Below are 19,721 nucleotides of genomic sequence, written 5' to 3'. Positions count from 1 at the left end.
TATTTTTAGACATAAATTTGCAAGAATGATAGATGTGAAGAATCGGAGGGATCAAATTATGACTAATACAAGTTTGCTATATATTGAAGACGACCTTGAAATCGGTGACTGGGTCTGCAGGAATCTACAGGAACGTGGATACGGTGTAACTTGGCTAACCAGTGGGGAGCGTGCTTTGGAAGAGGCTTCTTCTAACCAGCTCGTCATCTTAGATGTCATGCTTCCAGGACTAGATGGATTCACTGTAGGGCAACGACTTAAGAAACAGTATCCTTTGCTTCCCATTCTGATGCTATCCGCCCGAACTTCTATAGATGATAAGTTACAGGGGCTGCAATTCGCAGATGATTATTTAACCAAGCCTTTTCATCCTGATGAATTGATTGCACGCATTGAGGTGTTACTAAGGAGAACAGGATCTCCATCACCTGAACCGCTCAAAATCAAACATCTACTTTTTCATGAGAAGGAGAATAGGATTGTAAATCAAGATACGGGCGAAGAGATCATTTTGACGGGTAAGCAATTTAATATTTTCAACTATCTACTACGTCATTTGGGACAAATTATGACGAAGGAGCAAATTTACGAGGCAGTATGGGGAGACACTTATCTGGACGGAGACAAAACTTTGATGGTACATATTCGCCATTTGCGAGAAAAGCTTGAACACGATCCCGCTGTTCCCGAGATTATTGAGACTATCCGGGGTATCGGCTATCGGGTAAGACCATGAGATTAAGACCATTTCAAAAGTACCGAAGCTCACTGCTAACCAGGTTTATCCTAATTATTGCTGTAGCCCTACTGTTCATACCTGTACTCATTCCGATCAGCCTTATTGCCTCTTGGGGAGTGAATCGTATCCTTTATCCCATGCCCAAGGTCGAAAGAAACCCTGTCTATCAATCCGGGAAAGAATTGGAGTCTCTATGGCACAAGGAAGCCCTAGCGCTCTCCACATCGACACCTGAAGAAATAAATAAACGGTTAGAAGAACTAAAGACCATGTACCCCGACGCATCTCTCTTCTGGGTCGATCAGACAGGAACAACTCGCCTTCAATTACCACAACAAGAAACGTTACCTTTGAAATGGTCCATATCGGATGCAATCACCTTTATGAAACAACGAGTTGACGCCGATCCATTTACAATCGTGGCCTTTATCGATGGAGAAGAAGAACCTGGGCGAGGGTTCATGGTGTTTGAACTGCCTCGTAAGTTTATGAATATAGTTTCTGAGGATCGGCCAAGTGATACCCGTTTCTTATTTGGTTTCTTCTCATTAATGCTCATATTCTTCATTCTCTTATCGTACTTCTTCTTCCGAGACATCCGGCTCCGACTACTGCGACTCGAAGCCGCTATGACGCATACTGGGGAGAACGGGGTTCCCGCTCTGATTCAGGAGGGAAGACCCGATGAAATTGGGCGCTTAGAGACTGCATTTAACCACATGGTTGACGAACTGAATGACAGCCAGAAACGGGAGCAAGAGGAAGAAAATCTTCGCAAAAGCTTAATCAGTAATCTATCACATGACCTGCGGACGCCACTTACGGTGCTGGCCAGCCATCTTTATTCCATTTCCAAAGAACCACTGTCAGAGCAGGGACGACACTCTCTCTTCCTCATGGAGACGAAGATTGGAGATCTGGATGGTCTGATCGACCACCTACTTTCCTATAACTTACTCGCCAGTGGCCGATACGCCTTGTCACTAGAGAGGCAAGATATACTGCGAATCGTACGAGAAAGTGCAGCAGCCTGGTATCCTGTATGGGAGAAGGCGGGCATCGGGGCCGATATCAACCTCCCCGATGAACCTCTACATTGGAACGTAGATGGACAAGGACTACGCCGCGTACTGGATAACTTGTTTCAGAATCTCGTTCGCCATGCTAGCGGTGGTTGTTATGTCGGAATTAGCTTGACCAAGTGGCGAGGAACAGTAGCACTCGTTATATCCGACCAGGGTCCAGGTATGAGAAGTACTTCCCCTGCTAAGGGCGCTGGGCTGGGGCTTCCCATCGTCGACCTTCTACTGCAGGAGATGGGGCTTATCCGGGACACAGAGTCTTCGAGTGAGGGGACAACGATCTATATTTATCCAGTCTAGCGATTAATAGTTGCCGACGTTCTATTTTGTCTGATTACTCTGTTTTAGAGGGAAAAACTTCCGTTAATTTTTGCGGAACTCTGCTCCCTTCCACTTTAGCTGGAAATCGTCCATCTATTTTTACTGGATTCGAAGATTGTTGCTCCCAAGCACCAAATCAGAAGGATAAATTCCAGTTAAGTTATCACAAAGTGGTCTGTATATCTCGTTTACTGGAGAAATTCCTGTTATTTTCATTTCCCCACTATACCGTGGGATACAAACCAATAAAGTCACGATTACCTACAGTAGAAACCTGTAGGAATCGTGGCTTTTTTACGATTTGGCAAGATTCGGTACGATTTTCTTACTTCGCACCTACGCTGACACGCTAGAGTTTTTTAAACTAAATTTAAACTTGGGCTACCCTTGTTTTTAAACTTAGGACGATATGATGCTTATCGAGGTGATAAATTGTGAGTGAAATAATCATTCAAACTGAGAATTTAACCAAAAAATATCGCGGACGCGCCGCAGTAAACAATTTGAATCTACAAATCTCCCAAAGTGATATTTATGGATTCCTCGGACCCAACGGAGCTGGTAAAACAACTACTATCCGCATGCTGCTTGGCCTAATCCAACCCACAGAAGGATCAATACGAATTTTTGGTCGTGAACTGCGCAAAGACAAGCTTGAGATCCTTAGAAAAATTGGCTCTCTAGTGGAATACCCTTCGTACTATGGACATCTGAGCGCAATCGACAATTTGGAGGCTATTCGCCGAATTCTGGGTACGCAAAAGTCACGAATTGATGAAGTATTAGAGATCGTCTCTTTAAGTAAGGAGGCTCGCCGTCCAGTCAAAGGGTTCTCTCTCGGCATGAAACAGCGGTTAGGCATTGCCGCCTCCCTGCTAGGTAATCCAGAACTCCTTATATTGGATGAACCAACAAATGGCCTTGACCCTTCGGGTATTCAAGAAATCCGCGAGCTTATCAAGAGTCTACCAGGACAACACGGTATCACCGTGTTAATCTCCAGCCACTTACTTGGAGAAATAGAGCAAATGGCAAATACGGTAGGTATTATCTCCGAAGGAGAGATGGTATTCCAAGATACGATTCAGAACCTACTCCTCCAATCCCAACACAATATGGATCTGGTCGTCTCGGAACCGGAATCAGCCCTATGGTTGGCTCGTGATCTTGGATTCGGAGCAACTGGGACACTGCGGGCAGGTGCGCTAACCTTCCCTGGTATGCAAGACCCAGAAGTCGCTCTTCTAGTCAAACGGTTAGTAGAGAATGGACATGAAATCTATCGAGTCGAGCAAAAGAAGAAATCGCTGGAGGACATCTTCATGCGGGTAATTGGGGAGGGGAAGACGGGATGATGATTCGCTCATTATCAGCGGACTTCCTGAAGATTCGTAGGAAAGGAATTTGGTTCCTAGTCTTTCTAGCCCCACTTGGTCTCGTAGCCATGCAGGCGCTCAATTTCGGACTCCGCTTCGATTATATGAAGAAGCAATATGCTGATGATCTCTGGGGAGGATTAATTGATAATATTTCATTTTTCGTTCCCATCACTCTTTATCTCGGTTGTACACTCATCGCTTCGCTAGTAGCAAATGTCGAGCATCAAATGAGCTCTTGGAAACAACTGCTTGCCCTGCCGATTTCGCGAAGTGCAGTCTTCAGCGCCAAGTTCACCCTATGCTTTATTCTACTATCTATGTCCTGTATACTCCTGTCACTTGCAACGATTATACTCGGCCTAGTCTTTGGCTTTGGGTCCTCCTTCCCGCTGACAGATACGATCAAACTGGGTTTCTTCCCTTATTTCGCGGCGCTACCCATGCTAGCCCTACAGCTCTGGCTGTCGCTAAGCTTCCGCAATCAAGCCTTGCCTGTCTCATTAGGAGTAACTGTTGCCCTTGTGTCCCCATTCGCCGGCAACTTGTCTGAATGGTTCCCGCTCAATTGGCCAGTAATGGGTTATGCGAGCCCCGACAAGGCATGGTTTATTTCAGCCGGACTTTGTCTTGGATTCATCATTATGTTAATCGGATTGGTTCACTTCAATCGAAAGGATGTGGATTAAGTTGAGGACTTTTCTAAGAATACTGTCTGCTGAATCGTTGAAAATGTCCAAGTCACATCTTTGGCTCGTGACCATCGTCAGTCCCCTGATCGCTATGTTTGCAGGGTTCCTGCAGGAACAGATGCCCCCCGAAGGGATGGATCCATGGCCGAATCTAGTCGCTAGTATGTCATTCGTCCATGGCATGTTCTTCTTGCCAATTATGGCTGGTTTGTTCTCGGCATTTATTTGCCGTTATGAGCACACGGGTGGAGGTTGGAAGCAACTACTTGTCCTACCCGTCTCACGTACTGCTGTATATTTGGCCAAATTCACCGTTGTCATGACTTTGCTAGCCCTATGCCAACTGTTCCTTCTGATCTGTATGTTATTTGTAAGCTGGTCTTTAGCCATTTCTTATCCGATACCATGGAGCATGATCTCCATTAGTATCATTGGCGGCTGGATCGCCTGTATGCCGCTTGCAGCACTTCAACTTGGTGTCTCACTGGGTTGGGCCAGTTTCGCGGCCCCGTTAGCACTCAATGTTTCGCTAACTATTCCCAATATGCTAATCCTAAACTCAGATAAAATTGGGCCATTCTATCCATGGGCACAGCCCCTTCTTGCGATGTTACCACACGGACAAATGGATTTTGGAGCCTTTAATATTCCACTTGAAAGTCTAACTATCACCATACTTGGCAGCTTTACGCTATTCTTTACCGCGGGTCTCGTTTACTTTCGTCGCAAAGAGATCTAGGACTTCACACTTCATCATGGGAAAAGGAGAGGTCATTCCGTGCTGAATGACCTCTCTTATTTCACCTGACCTATGGACAGGCTAACTTTATAATTTCCAAACTGCAGCAAGCCGTCTAGAAGTTCGTTTAACCGGGCCAGCGTGTCCACTCGGACTGACATCCAGTAGCACCCTTCCCCACTAACACGATGCACTTCTGTCACACTATCTTTGTCGGCGATATAGTCCTGAAACGCTTGATGGGCCAAGCCTGACTTCATGAATACCGTCACAAAAGCACGAACCACTAACCCAAGACGCTCAGGATTCCAACGCAAAGTATATCCTTCAATTACGCCTAGATCCTCCAACTTACGCACACGTGCCCCCACCGCCTGACCCGTCAAGTGAACACCTTGTCCGATTTCTTTATATGAAAGATTTGCATCCTTCAGCAATAACTGCAAAATAGCCAAGTCCGTCTCGTCAATCATGGGATGATTCATCATTTAAGTAATACTCCTTTCATGACGTAAGCAAATCGCCGTTTTTCTTTTCAATAGGTTACTTTAGCCATATTACTATTCTGTTATGATTGTAGCATACAGTTTTTAGGAGAATAGGAGTGTGTATTCAGTGAAATTTCAACTTGTAAGGCACGCTACACTTTGGCTCAATTATGGTGGTTATAATATCCTCGTTGACCCGATGCTCGGAGAAGCCGGAGTATAACCTCCGATCGTAAAAACGCCAAATAATAAACGAAATCCGCTCATCTCACTGCCCTTTCCCATCGATTATTGGTTGAAGCCTGATATTATAATCGTAACTCATCTACATAACGACCATTGGGATCCAGAAGCAGTTGATAAATTACCCAAATCAACCCCGATCCTATGCCAGCCCGGTAATGAGAAGGCGCTTCAAGCTGTTGGATTTCAAAGTGTTACTCCGATTACTGATAAGCTGAAAGTTCATAGTATTCTTCTGACTCGCACTAACGGGAAGCACGGAAAAGGAGTAATCAGGAAGCTCACGGGTAATGTTTCAGGGTTTATTCTACAAGCAGAGGGCGAACCTAAGTTATATATTGCCGGAGACACCGTTTGGTGTAGCGATGTTCGCGAAGCTTTGGATGCCCATCACCCAGACATCACAGTAGTTAACGCTGGTGGTGCACGATTTGTAATGGGTGAGCCCATTACAATGGATGATCATGATGTAGTAACCCTATGTCGTTACGCACCGGACACAAAAGTTATCGCCGTACATATGGATGCCATCAATCACTGTCTTGTCACACGTTCTGATTTGCGTGAGCGCCTTGAAATGGAGAAGCTAGCCGATCAGGTATTCATTCCTGAAGATGGGCAATGGATAGATTTTATGTAAATTGTTATCTGTGAAGAATCCCATACCCCCGTATGTGCAGGAATGTTACTGTATATATGGGGGTTATTTCCATGTGTTTTTATGACAGTTGTCACCTTCATTTCATGACAGTCCTTACTAACGTCATACCTTCTATTCATATATCTTTAAGGAAGAGCAAAACACGTTGTTAATAAATGGAGGCGAAACTTCGATGGAAGTCATTGTAGAGATGAACCAGATCAGCAAATCATTCAAGGAAAAAAAAGCTGTAGATCATATCAGTTTCAACATTCATAAAGGCTCGATTGTCGCTATTCTCGGCCCGAACGGAGCCGGTAAAACCACAACCCTGTCCATGATGTTAGGCATGCTGGAACCCACACAAGGCACCGTAAAGATTTTTGGGCAACATCCCAAAGATATAAAGGTACGAGAAAAGATCGGCGCCATGCTACAACAAGTTAGTGTCATTGATCGCCTCAAGGTACGTGAAGTAATCGAACTGTTTCGCAGCTATTACCCGAATCCCATGGAAATGGAGTTTCTGATCAACCTAACCGGACTGACTCCAAGCGACTTGAACCGCTATGCAGAGAAGTTATCCGGCGGACAGAAGCGTTGTTTAAGCTTTGCACTCGCACTAGCCGGTAACCCTGAATTACTATTCCTCGATGAACCTACGGTTGGCCTAGACACAACTGCACGACGTAAATTCTGGGCGAGCATTCGTGAACTATCCAAACAAGGTAAAACGGTCGTATTCACGACCCACTATTTACAGGAAGCCGATGATGCCGCTGACCGCATTCTTCTAATCAGCCAGGGTGCTCTCGTAGCAGACGGAACACCTGAAGAGATCAAATCCCGCATTGTGAAACGTTCACTGTCATTCCTCTCCGATCAAGATAGCCCTGAATTCCGGCAAAGGCTGATCGCTCTACCTTCAATAGCGGAATGTTATGACAAGGACGGTAGAATTTGCGTAACGACGGACAATACGGACTCCGTTCTAGCAGCTATTTTTACCGGAGGATTACCTGTACGCGATGTGAGAATTGATCAGGGACGTCTCGATGAGGCTTTTGAACAATTGACCCAGAACCATGAGGAGGCAGTCTAACTATGAAAAAAAAGGTACTGATGCAATGTAAAGCGGAGTTACTGCGGATATTTCGGAATCCTTACTATGTATTCTGGTCTCTGTTGATGCCGATCATGTTCTACTTTATCTTCACCCGAGTCGTAAATACAGGAGGCGATGATTCCAAGCTATGGGAGGCGCATTACCTGATGTCTATGACTACGTTCAGTGTCATGGGCTCATCGATTATGACCTTCGGAATTAGGCTCGTCGAGGAACGGACGCAAGGCTGGGCTACCTTTATGCGGATTACTCCACTACCAGGTCAAATCTATTTTCTAGGTAAAATGTTCGGTCAAACCATGATGCATATCTTCTCGATTACTTTGATATTCCTTGCAGGTTATTTAATGAACGGTGTCTCATTGTCAGCTTCTCAGTGGATATCTTCTGGTCTATGGATCCTCATCGGTTCCCTCCCCTTCCTCGCCATCGGCACGCTCGTTGGAGCGATGAAACGCGTGGATACTGCCAGCGGTGTCAGCAACGCAGTCTATATGGCCTTGGCTGTAGCAGGCGGTATGTGGATGCCCATCGAGGTATTACCAAAAATCATGCAGCATATTAGTAAATGGCTTCCCTCCTACAATTATGGAAATGGAGCATGGCAAATTGTTCGTGGGCATTCCCCAGAATGGAGTAACATCATCATTTCACTGGGCTACCTCGTTATATTTATGATATTATCCACGTATGTCCGGAAAAAACAGGAAGTGGTGTAATATGAGATGACGCGTAAGAGATTTCAACTTTTCCCTAGCAGGTTAGGATTCTACCCTTTCATTTGGTTAGTTTATATTATCCTACCGATCTTTAATATCCGTAGCGAAACCGGGGTTAAGCTATTTCTAGGGTACGCACTCATCGCGCTGTTTGTAGTGACTTACCGTCAGTTGTACTGGGCTACGTCTACTTTCTCGACCTGGCTTGGAATACAAATGCTGATTATCGTCATCATGAGTGTGTTCTATAATCCATATAACTTGTACATGGGGTTCTTCACCGCCAATTTTATCGGTTATTTTACGGAGAAACGTAGATTTAATATTGCTATGATCGTATTTGCTGCAGTGGAGCTTTTACCGCTGGTATTTCTTCGGAATCAATTAGATGGTACAGATCTACTGTTTATTCTCCCCTTCTACCTCATCATGATGATTTCCCCATTTGGAATCCGCTCCATGAATCAACGTCAGAATCTAGAGAAGGAACTGGATCAAGCGAATGCCCAGATCAAGGAATTGATCAAGCGAGAAGAACGGATGCGGATTGCCCGGGATCTACACGATACGCTCGGACACACCTTGTCCCTCATCACTTTAAAAAGTCAGCTTGTTGAGAAGCTCGCCCTTAAAGATCCCCAGCGGGCTCAATTTGAAGCAGGGGAAATCCAACGGACCTCAAGAGCGGCACTTCGCCAAGTTCGGGAATTAGTATCCGATATGCGTGCTATTACCGTGGCCGAGGAGCTTGCCGGAGCTGGAGAGATACTAAAATCAGCGGATATCGCTCTTGAAGTAGAAGGGGATGCAAATCTGGAGGGAGTATCCGATCTAACTCAGAATATCCTTAGCTTATGTATCAAGGAAGCCATGACGAATATTGTGAAGCATAGCCAAGCTGAGCATTGTCTGATCCGAATTGGAGTCACCGATGCGGATGTGAGGGTTGATATTGAAGATGATGGCGTTGGACTGAAACATGAGGGAGATGAATCCCTTCAAGGTAACGGACTAAAGGGCATGGCTGAGCGCCTCTCCCTCATTGAGGGCTCCTTAAGATTATCTCCGGGTAAAAAAGGGGGAACCAGGCTCCTTGTTACAGTCCCCCTCATCGTTAAGGAACGGAAGGAAGGTGAGACCGCATGATTCGTATTATCATCGCTGAAGACCAGCGACTCCTACGAGGAGCGCTCGCTTCCCTACTAGATCTGGAAGATGACATCGAGGTCATCGGACAGGCAGCAGACGGAGCAGAAGCACTCTCTCTAATCGAGCGGATACAGCCGGACGTATGTCTAATGGATATCGAGATGCCTTTGAAGAGCGGTCTAGATGTCGCTGAAATTTTAAAAGAGAACTCATGCCCCTGTCGAATCATCATTCTGACAACATTCGCTCGTCCCGGTTATTTCGAGCGTGCCATCAAAACGGGAGTCCATGGTTATCTACTCAAAGACGAATCCAGTGATAAGCTAGCTGAATCGATCCGTCGTGTCATGGCAGGGCACCGAGAAATATCTCCAGAACTTATTTTCGGTAGCATCAAAGAGAATAATCCACTAACGGAGCGGGAGAGAGAAATTCTGAAGCTCGCCGCTGGCGGCAAGACCGCTAATCAGATCGCCGACTCTCTACATCTCTCTTATGGGACGGTCCGCAACTATATTTCGGAGATCATGAACAAACTGCAAGTGAAAAGCCGTATCGAGGCCGTTCGTCTTGCCGAAGAGAAAGGCTGGATTTAGCAGCTTCAATATACATAAAGGCTGTCTCACGGGTCGTCTACTCGACCTACATGGGACAGCCTTTATTCTAATTCTTGCTCCAATCGTGAACCATGCTGCCTTCCAAGTACTTCTCACAATCCATCGCAGCCATGCATCCAGATCCTGCAGCCGTAATCGCCTGACGGTAGCGCGTGTCCTGCACATCTCCACATGCGAAGACACCGGGTATGTTCGTCTCACTTGTTCCAGGTCTGACTACAATGTAGCCATGCTCATCGATCTCAATCTGATTCCCCAGAAATTTCGTGTTCGGCGTATGCCCTATAGCGACAAAGACTCCATCTGCCTCTACTAGTTCTTCCTGATTGCTTATGTTATTGCGAACTTTCAAACCTATGACAGCACCTTTTTCACCCGTAGCAACTTCTAGCGGCGTACGCCCCAGTGCCCAGTGTACCTTCTCATTGTTTTTGGCACGTTCCTGCATAATCTTAGATGCCCTCAGCTCTTCCCGCCGATGGACCACCGTCACGCTGGACGCAAAACGCGTCAAGAAGCTAGCTTCCTCCATCGCAGAGTCCCCGCCTCCGACTACGATAAGTTTCTTCCCTCGGAAGAAAAATCCATCACAGGTCGCGCAGGTGCTAACCCCTCGTCCAATATTGTCCTGCTCACCAGGGATATCTAGATATTTGGCCGAAGCTCCTGTCGACAGAATGACGGTTTCTGCTTCCAGCTCATATCCACCTTCAACCTTCACTTTGAAAGGATGTTTAGTGAAGTCGACTTCTTCAGCCCATCCGCTCCTAAATTCAGCACCAAAGCGTTCGGCTTGTTTACGCATATTGTCCATGAGCTCTGGGCCCATAATCCCCTGTGGAAACCCAGGAAAATTCTCTACCTCGGTGGTCGTAGTTAATTGTCCTCCCGGCTGAATTCCCTCAATAACGATCGGATTCAGATCAGCCCTTGCTAGATAAATGGCAGCCGTTAAACCTGCTGGACCCGTTCCAATAACAATAGATTTATACATGGATTTAACTTAAACCTCCCGCTTGAAAATAAGAGTTTGATCACAAAGTAACGCGCGCGCTCGGTACTGAGTAGCCGACTTTTTGAACATACACTTATAACAAGTTTTGCCCAAAAGGGTCCTATCTTACCCTCTTTCAAGCAAAGATGGAGGTTCTTGCTCACTTCACATTATAACCCTAATACTACTGAACTGATGGAAATAAAGACTCCATCTTATCCTTAACCCCGCACACTTCATTCACACGATTAACGCATCTACGGGCAGTTGATACCGAAATACCATATTGTTTGGCTACATCCTCGTAAGTGACTGACAAGTCGTGCATTTTCGCTGTTAAATATTCTAACGCCGCAGCCCAGCCTTCAGCATGACGAATAACGGGAGTCTCCGGATATAATCGAGTCAAAAAATCAACCCACAACGTTTCCAGATCATGCCGCTGCTGAAGATCATAGTTTTTTCTCATATTTGATAACGCCAGATCCACAACAGACTGCCACTCACTCTTCCATTCTGGTAACTCAGAGGGCACCTTACTTGGATCGACCATTATCGTTATGCCATCCGATATCATCGGTAATAGTTTCTTAACACCCAAGCTACGGAGTACAAAAAGGGCCATATCCTTCAAATACTGATCCTCTTCCGGCTCAAGTAGAAATGCCTGCAACGCTTCCTCTACTTCCTTATCAGCGATCCGGCCAAAGGCCTGAATAACTTGCAGTTTTGTATTGTAATCGCCATGGCGAAGTGCCCAGAAGAAAGAAGAACGAATCATCGGATTCTCTCCCATATCACTAGGGAGCCATTCCTTCGACTTCTCCCATAACCTGAACTGCTCCTCATATGGAAGATGATAATTATAACTAATCGGTAAAGCCTGCTCTCCGGCTGCTATCCCCTCGATCCGGCTTAAATAGAACATGGGGATAACGGAATCAGGATCAAGTTTCTTCACTTGATGCCACAATCTCTTAGCTTCCGTATAGCGACCTAAATGGTATGCCGCCACTGCAGCATAATGATATAGACAAGGATCATAATTAACTTCCTCATCTTGCAGTAATCTTTTGAAATGAGAGTAAGCTGCCTCATGTTCGCCCAAGATTCCCATAGTCGTTGCTAGTTTAAAAACATGCTCCTGATGGAACGGTACCACTTTACGTAAGCGTCCAGTAAGCTCCTGAAGCAACTCTTCTTGTCCTTCATATTGGTAGAATATCGCGAGGTTACAAAGAGCATGCAAATTACCTGGCTCCTGTTCTAGCACCCCATAGATCGTATCCTTCGACTTCGCGAACCGACCAAGATAATAATATCCCAGTGCCAAATTGTTATGCGCAGCAAGGAAATCAGGATGTTTCTCGGCAACTCCCTCCAGTAGCTTCACCGCTTGGATGAACTTACCTTCTTCTAGCAGTTCCCGAGCCTGATCATGCTCTACAAAACCTTCTCTGGATTTAATACTTTTCAGTTTGGTAGGTCGATCAAGTTCATATTGTAATAGATCCATCATCTCTTCGGCTTCCCCTAGAAACTGACCATTGGGATCTTCCTCCAAATACTTCACCAAAGCCTCTTCAGCCGCTTCAAACAAGTCCATATTCGCATAATTGTTCGCCATATAGAAATAGCATTCCGTCATAGACGGATCGATCTCCTTCAGAACGACAGATAGTGCGGCATTTGAAGCCTCATAATCTCCCATTTCTGACAGGATCCCCGCCATATTGCAATGATTAACCGGGTTCTCTGGTTCATATTCCACTGCTTTGCGAAAATATTTCAATGCCTTGTCATAGTGATAGCGGTCCAATGAAGAGACGGCTCTCTGGAAGAAAAAGCCCGCATCCATGGAGATGGGTAGCACATTAGATCCCGCGCTCTCCGCCGGCTGATTTTTCTCTTTCATGCAAGGCACCTCCTTCATATCTTCTAAGTCTTTAATCCTACCTATCTCTCCAAACAGTATACCATAGTGAAAGCGCTCCTCCCATCCTGTATGCAAGTGGTTATTATCGACATGTAGGGCAATACTTAACTGCTAATTACTAGTTTTATATGATCCTTAATTGCAAGGCTCTATTGGTTGCGGACCCTGAATCCGCTATTCGTGAATTTTGTGTCAGAAAATATCGCAATTCCGCGGGGATTCTGGCGTATAAGGTCTACAATATCTGTAACGTCTCTTCAGAAACATGTTGCGTACAAATACACCTCTTTAACATAAAAACACACACCAAATCGTAAGCGCTATTATCCTAAGATGGTAGGGAAGTCCAAATTATAAAGGAGGTCTCGAGTATGAAACGATTCAGGCCACTTTTTGCGAGCCTGATGTCCCTACTGCTCATCTTGTCAGTCATTCCTTCGTATTCGGCTCAAGCAGCATCTGGAGGTAGTGGTGCGACAAAGATTCCTTCAGGCACCGTAATGATTATGAACAAATGGAAAAACAACTACCTGTACGAAGCCTCAAACGGCACAGTCAGGTACGGCATGACAAATCCACATGACGAATCAGCACATTGGATTGTAGACTCGGCAAATGGATTGTCCCGAATCAAAAACGTCAAAACAGGTAATTACATCACGATTGCGCAGACATCCCAGCGTCATCAAGCACTGACGACTACGTCATCTGGTGACTCTAGCGATGTACAGTGGATCATCGACCAATCCACTCGTGAAGGTTTTATGGTGATTAGTAGTGCAACAATGCCGCAAGGTAACCTAGTCATTCATGAGGAAGATCAGCTTGGTTTTGCCGAAGCCAGCTCGGATATCAACATCACCTTCGAGAGTCCACAATGGGCATTCATTGCGGTCGATGCTACTCCCCCGGTGCGGATTCAAAGTAATATGCGTCCTAATGAAGTCATCTATGAAGATAAAGATACCGGTGCAGTAATGCGCGGCGTTAGAGATGCAGGTGATATGTACTCTCAATGGTATATAGATAGTGTAGAAAACAGTAATCAGATTAGTATACGAAACGCAGCAACAGGTAATCTGATTACACAAAATGAAGAAGAACGATCCTGGGCAGGGATATTTGCCACGAAAAACTCCGACAATTCCGATTTTAGCCATTGGCTACAGGAAGCTGCAGTAAAACAGGGATACGTGGTATTCCAAAATGTAGGTCTCCCTGGAAACTGGATAAATCCACAATACGGAGACGACAACAATATTCGCTCAAATAATTGGGCAGGAGGAGCAGACGGAGTTAATGCACTCTGGAAGATTGTTTCCATTTCTGAGTTACCCTCCGTTCGGATCGGGGCCTATACGGATGGTAAGGTGGCTACCGACTTCTTATATGATGATAACGGAAATATTAAATATGGAGCAATCAGTGAAAACTCCACCAATGACCCCAAATACTCCTGGGTTGTGGAGGACTACGATCTCAGCAAACGTATTCGCAACGTAGGTAGCAATGATTACTTGATGCTCGATGAGGGAGGTTTGCTCAAAGCTGGACCCGCAACCGTTACGGAAGCGACTTACCAATGGTCCTTAACAGAGTCTGATAGCTATGACGGTTACAAGACCATTCAGAACGTGGGTAACCCTGACCTATATATTTCAACAGGAGCGGGAGGTTCCGCAATTGCTTCATCCGATGCAAATAGCCTTGGGGCTCAATGGGAATTAATCGATCCTTCCACTCCTATAGACGGTTCCGATCAATTTATTCGTATCCAGAACAACTGGCAGCCATTTTATTTATATGAGAATCTGGACGGAACGTTGAAATACGGAAATATACGCCAGGAAGATCAGCGCGACCAATGGCTTGTGGTGAAGCATAATGGACGGAAGCTGTTCCAAAACCGTGAAACAGGCCACTATATGAACATTGCCGATATGCCTGACGGCCATATCCAGGTCACTCCAATAGACGATTTAACAAACGTGGATGCGGCATACATCTGGAGCGGTAAAAACCTAGGCGGTAACTTGTATTTGATTAGCAATATAAGCGATAGCGTGCCTGGACAGTTTATTTCACTGCAAAATCTAACTAAGTATGCAGAGTATAGTGTAATAAATCCGAATTGGGGAAGCCCACAGTGGAAGTTCATCCCTGTAACAAAAGATAAAAACCCACTTTATCGATTCAAACTTAAAGGCTCGTCTGATCAATACCTTAACGATGATCGCAACACAGGTGCTATCGGTACAGCAATCTATGGGTCAGCCGATGGGGATTATTCCATTTGGTTCCTCAAGGAAAGTAGCCCTAACGGTCCTGTAACGATGAAGAACCAAGGTAGTGGCAGAACTCTATCCATTGAGAATCTTGCAGGAATCGAAGGAAATGAAGAACCTGCACTAGCCGTAGAAACACGGACTGAAGTGGGTGACGGCTGGGCCAGTATCAAATGGGTGCTTATGAAGCGATCCGCAGCGGAGGAAGTTAACATCAAGAGTGGATGGACGAATGAACATTATATATACGCCACGTTCGATGATCAGGACAGACCTGTCTTTAAAGTAAGTAAGGCGACCGGAGCAGCTGATCGGACAGAATCTATCTTTATAGCAGAATCAGTACAAATTGACCCGCAACCTATTCCGCAGACACCAGTACGAATTAAGAGTGTAACAGGTCCATCCTATCTTTATGAAAATAGCAGCGGAGTCGTGTTGTATGGTGATCTTACGGAGGACAACGGATATGCTCATTGGCTCATTTCAACAGGGCCCGATGGCAAGCAGTTGATCCAGAATCGTGCTACTGGACACTATTTAACATTAACCGAGGACTACACCTTCATAGAAAGTAAGGAAGGACCTCCTGCTGATAGCGGCGCTTCATCCTGGTCCGTCAAACGGGCACTAGATGGAGAAAAGGTAACCTTACGCAGCCAGTATACTGGCTACGATGATGAGTTCATTAACATTCAAAATAATACTGGCTATGCAGAACGCGGCTTATTCCCGGATTCATGGGGTTCTGTGCAATGGGAGCTTCAACCGGCTCCTCAGCTATTCACAACACCAAACATGCAAGAGTATCGGAATTTGAATACAACAACTCCGCTTCAAGATGATACCAACATGGTTGTTATATCCGTTCCAGGTACACAAGATAAAGTACTAGCAGAGCGTGGTGGAAAAATTGTATTAGCTGATGCAAGCGAAAGCAATATTTCTTCTAAGTGGTTAGTAGAGGATTATAATGGACGTTATCTGCTCAAAAATACATCAACCAATCATTACTTGGCTTTAAATGACAAGCTGGAACCAATAGCCTCCAGTTCTAAGGTGGATTTAAGCACTCAATGGACGATGGAGGATAAATTGGGGTATCGTATACTTTCCAATGCCAAGGGATCAAACGGATTATTGTTGCATAAAGCAGCCGGAATCAGCTTCGTTGCACCACCTTCCCTTGAGGAAGCATTATGGAGCTTCAAGCCGGTAACTTCAGATGTTACCTATCCAGCAAAAGATGCATTTAAGAGTGATACGGTCATCCATTTCGCAGTGAATGCGGAAACGGAAGGTGTATATTCAGGGCTGATCCGTTATAGAAATAGCGCTGATGTAGAACAACTATTGCATCTGTCAGTAAACGGATTGCAACAAGATGACCTAACTATTCAGCGCTCATCCAGCTGGGGTACAGCTGAGATAACGCTGAATCTTCGAGCAGGCATGAACTCCGTTTCGTTAAGCGGATCGAGCGAAGCTATGGCTAAGGCGGAAGTTGACAGCCTAACCGTCAAGAGCAGCGTGAACAAGGCTTACCGGGGAGCTACGGTTCCTTATATTAGCTATGAAGCGGAAGACATGAAGACCAACGGAACGCTAATAGGTCCATCCCGCAAATATCGTAGTATCGCTTCCGAGGCTTCCGGCCGCAAGGCTGTAAGCTTGGAAAATAGCGGTGATTATGTGGAATTTACGCTGGCTAAACCAGCAAACTCTCTTGTACTCCGGTACTCGATACCGGATAGCAAGGATGGATTAGGTGCTGATGAGACCCTATCCCTTTATATCGATGGAGTCTTTAAGCAAACACTGAACCTAACATCGAAATATGCATGGGAATACGGAAGCTATCCATGGTCCAACGATCCACGCCAAGGAAGTGGACATCGCTTCTTTGATGAAATCCATACACTGATCGGGGACGTTCCGCAAGGTGCAACCATCCAGTTGAAGAAGGACTCAGGCAATCATTCAGAGTTCTATGTTATCGATTTGGTCGATATGGAACAAGTCGCACCCGCTAATGAGATGCCGGATGGCTTCATCTCGGTGACCGAGTTTGGCGCGGTAGCTAATGATGGAATTGATGATACTGAGGAATTCAATATGGCCCTACAGGCTGCGAATAATCGAGGTGCTGGGGTTTGGTTCCCAGTAGGCACCTTCGACTTCGGCGATGAACTGCTGAATTTGGACAATGCAGTAATCCGTGGTGCCGGCATGTGGTATACAACGCTAAATGGCGCCAAATTCTTTGGTCATGGTGGCCGGATCGAAGTATATGATCTGCTGATTGACGGAGGGATTAATGAGCGGGACGATGAAGGTTTCACCAATGCTTTTCACGGAGCATTTGGTCCGGAGTCGGTCATTCAACAAGTATGGATTGAGCATACCAAAGCAGGACTATGGTTGACGCAGCCGATTGGTGAGACAGCACGTACTAACGGACTCTATATGATGGGACTGCGTATCCGTAATTTGATGGCTGATGGAATCAATTTTGCCGTTGGTACCCATAACAGCATGATGGAGCAGAGCGATATTCGATACCCAGGTGATGACGGAATCGCCATGTGGTCCTTTACAGATCCGAAGCTTAAGGATGTAAACGGTACGGAAAGAACACCTAGTGTGAATAATACCGCTCGCTTTAACACTGTATCGATTCCGTGGCTTGCGGATAACATTGTCGTATTTGGCGGCAAGGATAACAAAATTCAGGATAATATTGTGAAGGATACGGTAACCAATGGCGCAGGGATTGCAGTTTCAACCCGTTTCAGCGCAGAGCCATTTGAGGGAACTACTGTAGTGGAACGAAACACGCTAACAAGAACTGGCAGTTATGACACTGGATACGGGGTCAGTCTAGGGGCCTTGTGGTTATTTGCCGGAGAAAGCGATATGACAGGCACAATCATAGTGCGTAACAATGTCGCAAATGACAGTACCTACGCCGGGCTCATCGCCCACGGTGACTTTACGATGAAGGATGTTCTTTTGCAAAATATCGTCATCGACGGTACTGGCACGAACGGAATTGACGTGACACCTCAAGTGAAGGGCTCTGCAACAGTAGATAATGTAATCGTTCGCGGAGATCGGATGAAGATGGTGTCCAATCCTGCAGCACAATTCCGTTTCAATGAAATTAACCAAGGCTTTGCCTCTCTCAAGAACCCACCGATTGTCGATCCCGGTGATCCGGGTGAACCAGGTTCGGGTGGAGGCCAAGGAGGTAATGGTAGCGGTGGTTCGTCCGGAACAACCCCATCCAGTTCTCCTACAACCACATTTGATGCTGCGCTGAAGGTAGGGCTTGAAGCTGGCCAGACAACGATTGAGCTTAAGGTTGGCGCTGATGGAAACGTCAATCTAACTGCATCTGCGCTAGTGGCTGCAGCTACTACTAACCCTGATACAATTATTGCAGTTGTCGGCAATGGGGCAGAGTATCTCTTCCCGCTGTCATTGACCGAACAAATATTGAAGCAAGCCGGTGTTATTGATTCTAATAAGGTGGTTATATCTATTCATGTATCGCCAATTACAGAATCAGAGCAAGCCGGGTTAGCGCAACAAGCCAAGAAGCAAGGTATAGAACTCATTGGCGACGCCAAGAAATTTACTGTAAGCGTGACTGAAGGTAGTAAAACAACTGAGATTACTCATTATGATGGTACAACATACGTTGAACGTCAGATGACTGTAAATCGAAAGGTAGATCCTGCGACTACGGTTGTACTACTCTATGATCCAATATCAGGCACGTTGAGCTATGTACCCGCATTGTTCGAGGTGAATGCTGACGGAACAACGACTGTTACCATTAAGAGCACGACCAATGGGATCTTTACCGTTGCTAGCAACCCATTGACTTTCTCCGATATTACCGCTCACTGGGCTAAAAAGGAGATTGAGCAACTAGCTTCTCGTTACATTGTGAGAGGTATGTCTTCGGATCAGTTTGCACCAGGGAAATCGGTAAGTCGCGCCGAATTTGCAGCCATGCTTGTTAGAGCTCTAGATCTGCATAGCAATGGCAACAATATTACGTACCAAGATGTGAAGTCGAACGCTTGGTATAGTGAAGCTATTGCAGCGGCAGCCCATTATGGACTAGTGAATGGCTACCAGGAAGGTTCCTTCCGTCCAGATGCCAAAGTCAGCAGAGAAGAAATGGCTGTGATGACAGCTCGGGCGCTGAAGCTGCTGCAAATTGCGGTCGCTCAAGAATCTTCTCAGCTTGGCGCGTATAAAGACGCTAACCAAGTACATGAGTGGGCACTTGCGGATGTAGAATTGCTGCTTGGGGTAGGCATCATGAAGGGGCAAAACGAAGCAAGTTTTGCTCCTGGCAGTCATACAACTCGGGCGGAGGCAGCCGTTATCTTATCCAGATTACTTGTATTAGGTAAGTTGCTTAACCCATAGGATTAGACATACTTTTCAAAACAGGCTGATCAAGGGCAGTTGCCCGCGATCAACCTGTTTTTATGATAAACAAAGCAAAAACCGCCCCAGAAGGACGGCGCTCTACGCCTATAGATTTAACAGTTATCT

Annotated in this window: 14 protein-coding genes; 11 read left to right on the top strand and 3 right to left on the bottom strand. The window is 45.8% G+C overall.

The features are described 5' to 3' along the window. Nucleotides 1-58: 58 nt before the first annotated feature. The 5 genes from NST85_RS01000 to NST85_RS00980 all read left to right on the top strand — a co-directional run bounded on the left by NST85_RS01000 (nucleotide 59) and on the right by NST85_RS00980 (nucleotide 4,949). A complete protein-coding gene (locus NST85_RS01000; protein WP_341188285.1) occupies nucleotides 59-736 on the top strand; it encodes a response regulator transcription factor in 678 nt (225 codons plus the stop codon). After that, nucleotides 733-2,121, top strand: a complete 1,389-nt coding sequence (locus NST85_RS00995) for a sensor histidine kinase (protein ID WP_341188284.1) — start codon at nucleotides 733-735, stop codon at nucleotides 2,119-2,121. The genes NST85_RS01000 and NST85_RS00995 overlap by 4 nt, the downstream gene beginning before the upstream one ends. Nucleotides 2,122-2,576: 455 nt before the next feature. After that, nucleotides 2,577-3,497 (top strand): ABC transporter ATP-binding protein, encoded by a 921-nt coding sequence (locus NST85_RS00990; RefSeq protein ID WP_341188283.1) that lies wholly within the window; start codon nucleotides 2,577-2,579, stop codon nucleotides 3,495-3,497. Beyond that, complete coding sequence (locus NST85_RS00985; protein WP_341188282.1) at nucleotides 3,494-4,207, top strand: ABC transporter permease; 714 nt, start codon at nucleotides 3,494-3,496, stop codon at nucleotides 4,205-4,207. The genes NST85_RS00990 and NST85_RS00985 overlap by 4 nt, the downstream gene beginning before the upstream one ends. A 1-nt stretch (nucleotide 4,208) precedes the next feature. Continuing rightward, on the top strand, nucleotides 4,209-4,949 hold the full coding sequence (locus NST85_RS00980) for an ABC transporter permease (RefSeq protein WP_127193190.1): 741 nt from the start codon (nucleotides 4,209-4,211) through the stop codon (nucleotides 4,947-4,949). A 56-nt stretch (nucleotides 4,950-5,005) separates the two neighbouring features. Here NST85_RS00980 and NST85_RS00975 read toward each other — a convergent pair whose 3' ends face one another. Beyond that, entirely contained in the window at nucleotides 5,006-5,434 is a 429-nt protein-coding gene (locus NST85_RS00975; RefSeq protein ID WP_307400979.1) for an Lrp/AsnC family transcriptional regulator, read from the bottom strand. A gap of 298 nt (nucleotides 5,435-5,732) precedes the next feature. On the opposite strand from NST85_RS00975, the gene NST85_RS00970 reads away from it, so the two are divergent. The 5 genes from NST85_RS00970 to NST85_RS00950 all read left to right on the top strand — a co-directional run bounded on the left by NST85_RS00970 (nucleotide 5,733) and on the right by NST85_RS00950 (nucleotide 9,910). After that, nucleotides 5,733-6,320, top strand: coding sequence for an MBL fold metallo-hydrolase (locus tag NST85_RS00970; protein WP_341188281.1), 588 nt, complete (start codon nucleotides 5,733-5,735; stop codon nucleotides 6,318-6,320). Nucleotides 6,321-6,513: 193 nt separating this feature from the next. Then, on the top strand, nucleotides 6,514-7,422 hold the full coding sequence (locus NST85_RS00965) for an ABC transporter ATP-binding protein (protein WP_127193188.1): 909 nt from the start codon (nucleotides 6,514-6,516) through the stop codon (nucleotides 7,420-7,422). A gap of 2 nt (nucleotides 7,423-7,424) precedes the next feature. Further along, entirely contained in the window at nucleotides 7,425-8,165 is a 741-nt protein-coding gene (locus tag NST85_RS00960; RefSeq protein WP_341188280.1) for an ABC transporter permease, read from the top strand. Between the two features lie 6 nt (nucleotides 8,166-8,171). Next, nucleotides 8,172-9,311, top strand: a complete 1,140-nt coding sequence (locus tag NST85_RS00955) for a sensor histidine kinase (RefSeq protein WP_341188279.1) — start codon at nucleotides 8,172-8,174, stop codon at nucleotides 9,309-9,311. Beyond that, nucleotides 9,308-9,910, top strand: a complete 603-nt coding sequence (locus NST85_RS00950; protein WP_341188278.1) for a response regulator transcription factor — start codon at nucleotides 9,308-9,310, stop codon at nucleotides 9,908-9,910. The genes NST85_RS00955 and NST85_RS00950 overlap by 4 nt, the downstream gene beginning before the upstream one ends. Before the next feature lie 67 nt (nucleotides 9,911-9,977). Here NST85_RS00950 and trxB read toward each other — a convergent pair whose 3' ends face one another. Together trxB and NST85_RS00940 are read right to left on the bottom strand one after the other, a co-directional pair. Continuing rightward, nucleotides 9,978-10,925: a thioredoxin-disulfide reductase gene (gene trxB / locus NST85_RS00945; protein WP_341188277.1), complete on the bottom strand. Its 948-nt coding sequence runs from the start codon at nucleotides 10,923-10,925 to the stop codon at nucleotides 9,978-9,980. Nucleotides 10,926-11,109: 184 nt separating this feature from the next. Next, nucleotides 11,110-12,840 (bottom strand): tetratricopeptide repeat protein, encoded by a 1,731-nt coding sequence (locus NST85_RS00940; RefSeq protein WP_341188276.1) that lies wholly within the window; start codon nucleotides 12,838-12,840, stop codon nucleotides 11,110-11,112. Nucleotides 12,841-13,232: 392 nt separating this feature from the next. Between NST85_RS00940 and NST85_RS00935 the strand changes: the two genes are divergently transcribed. Next, a complete protein-coding gene (locus NST85_RS00935; RefSeq protein ID WP_341188275.1) occupies nucleotides 13,233-19,592 on the top strand; it encodes an S-layer homology domain-containing protein in 6,360 nt (2,119 codons plus the stop codon). The last annotated feature ends 129 nt before the right edge of the window (nucleotides 19,593-19,721 follow it).

Origin of the sequence: Paenibacillus sp. FSL K6-2524, assembly GCF_038005525.1 — a bacterium.
In the GTDB taxonomy this organism is placed as follows: domain Bacteria; phylum Bacillota; class Bacilli; order Paenibacillales; family Paenibacillaceae; genus Fontibacillus; species Fontibacillus anaericanus.
The sequence above is the reverse complement of the archived record's forward strand: the minus strand, read 5'-3'. Positions and strand labels throughout refer to the sequence as shown.

What these genes read in the sequence shown, in the direction of transcription:
- NST85_RS00995 (WP_341188284.1), top strand. Translation starts at nt 733, where the DNA reads ATGAGATTAAGACCATTTCAAAAGTACCGAAGCTCACTGCTAACCAGG.
- NST85_RS00940 (WP_341188276.1), bottom strand. Translation starts at nt 12,840, where the DNA reads ATGAAAGAGAAAAATCAGCCGGCGGAGAGCGCGGGATCTAATGTGCTA.
- NST85_RS00950 (WP_341188278.1), top strand. Translation starts at nt 9,308, where the DNA reads ATGATTCGTATTATCATCGCTGAAGACCAGCGACTCCTACGAGGAGCG.
- trxB (WP_341188277.1), bottom strand. Translation starts at nt 10,925, where the DNA reads ATGTATAAATCTATTGTTATTGGAACGGGTCCAGCAGGTTTAACGGCT.
- NST85_RS00960 (WP_341188280.1), top strand. Translation starts at nt 7,425, where the DNA reads ATGAAAAAAAAGGTACTGATGCAATGTAAAGCGGAGTTACTGCGGATA.
- NST85_RS01000 (WP_341188285.1), top strand. Translation starts at nt 59, where the DNA reads ATGACTAATACAAGTTTGCTATATATTGAAGACGACCTTGAAATCGGT.
- NST85_RS00935 (WP_341188275.1), top strand. Translation starts at nt 13,233, where the DNA reads ATGAAACGATTCAGGCCACTTTTTGCGAGCCTGATGTCCCTACTGCTC.
- NST85_RS00985 (WP_341188282.1), top strand. Translation starts at nt 3,494, where the DNA reads ATGATGATTCGCTCATTATCAGCGGACTTCCTGAAGATTCGTAGGAAA.
- NST85_RS00955 (WP_341188279.1), top strand. Translation starts at nt 8,172, where the DNA reads ATGACGCGTAAGAGATTTCAACTTTTCCCTAGCAGGTTAGGATTCTAC.
- NST85_RS00965 (WP_127193188.1), top strand. Translation starts at nt 6,514, where the DNA reads ATGGAAGTCATTGTAGAGATGAACCAGATCAGCAAATCATTCAAGGAA.
- NST85_RS00975 (WP_307400979.1), bottom strand. Translation starts at nt 5,434, where the DNA reads ATGAATCATCCCATGATTGACGAGACGGACTTGGCTATTTTGCAGTTA.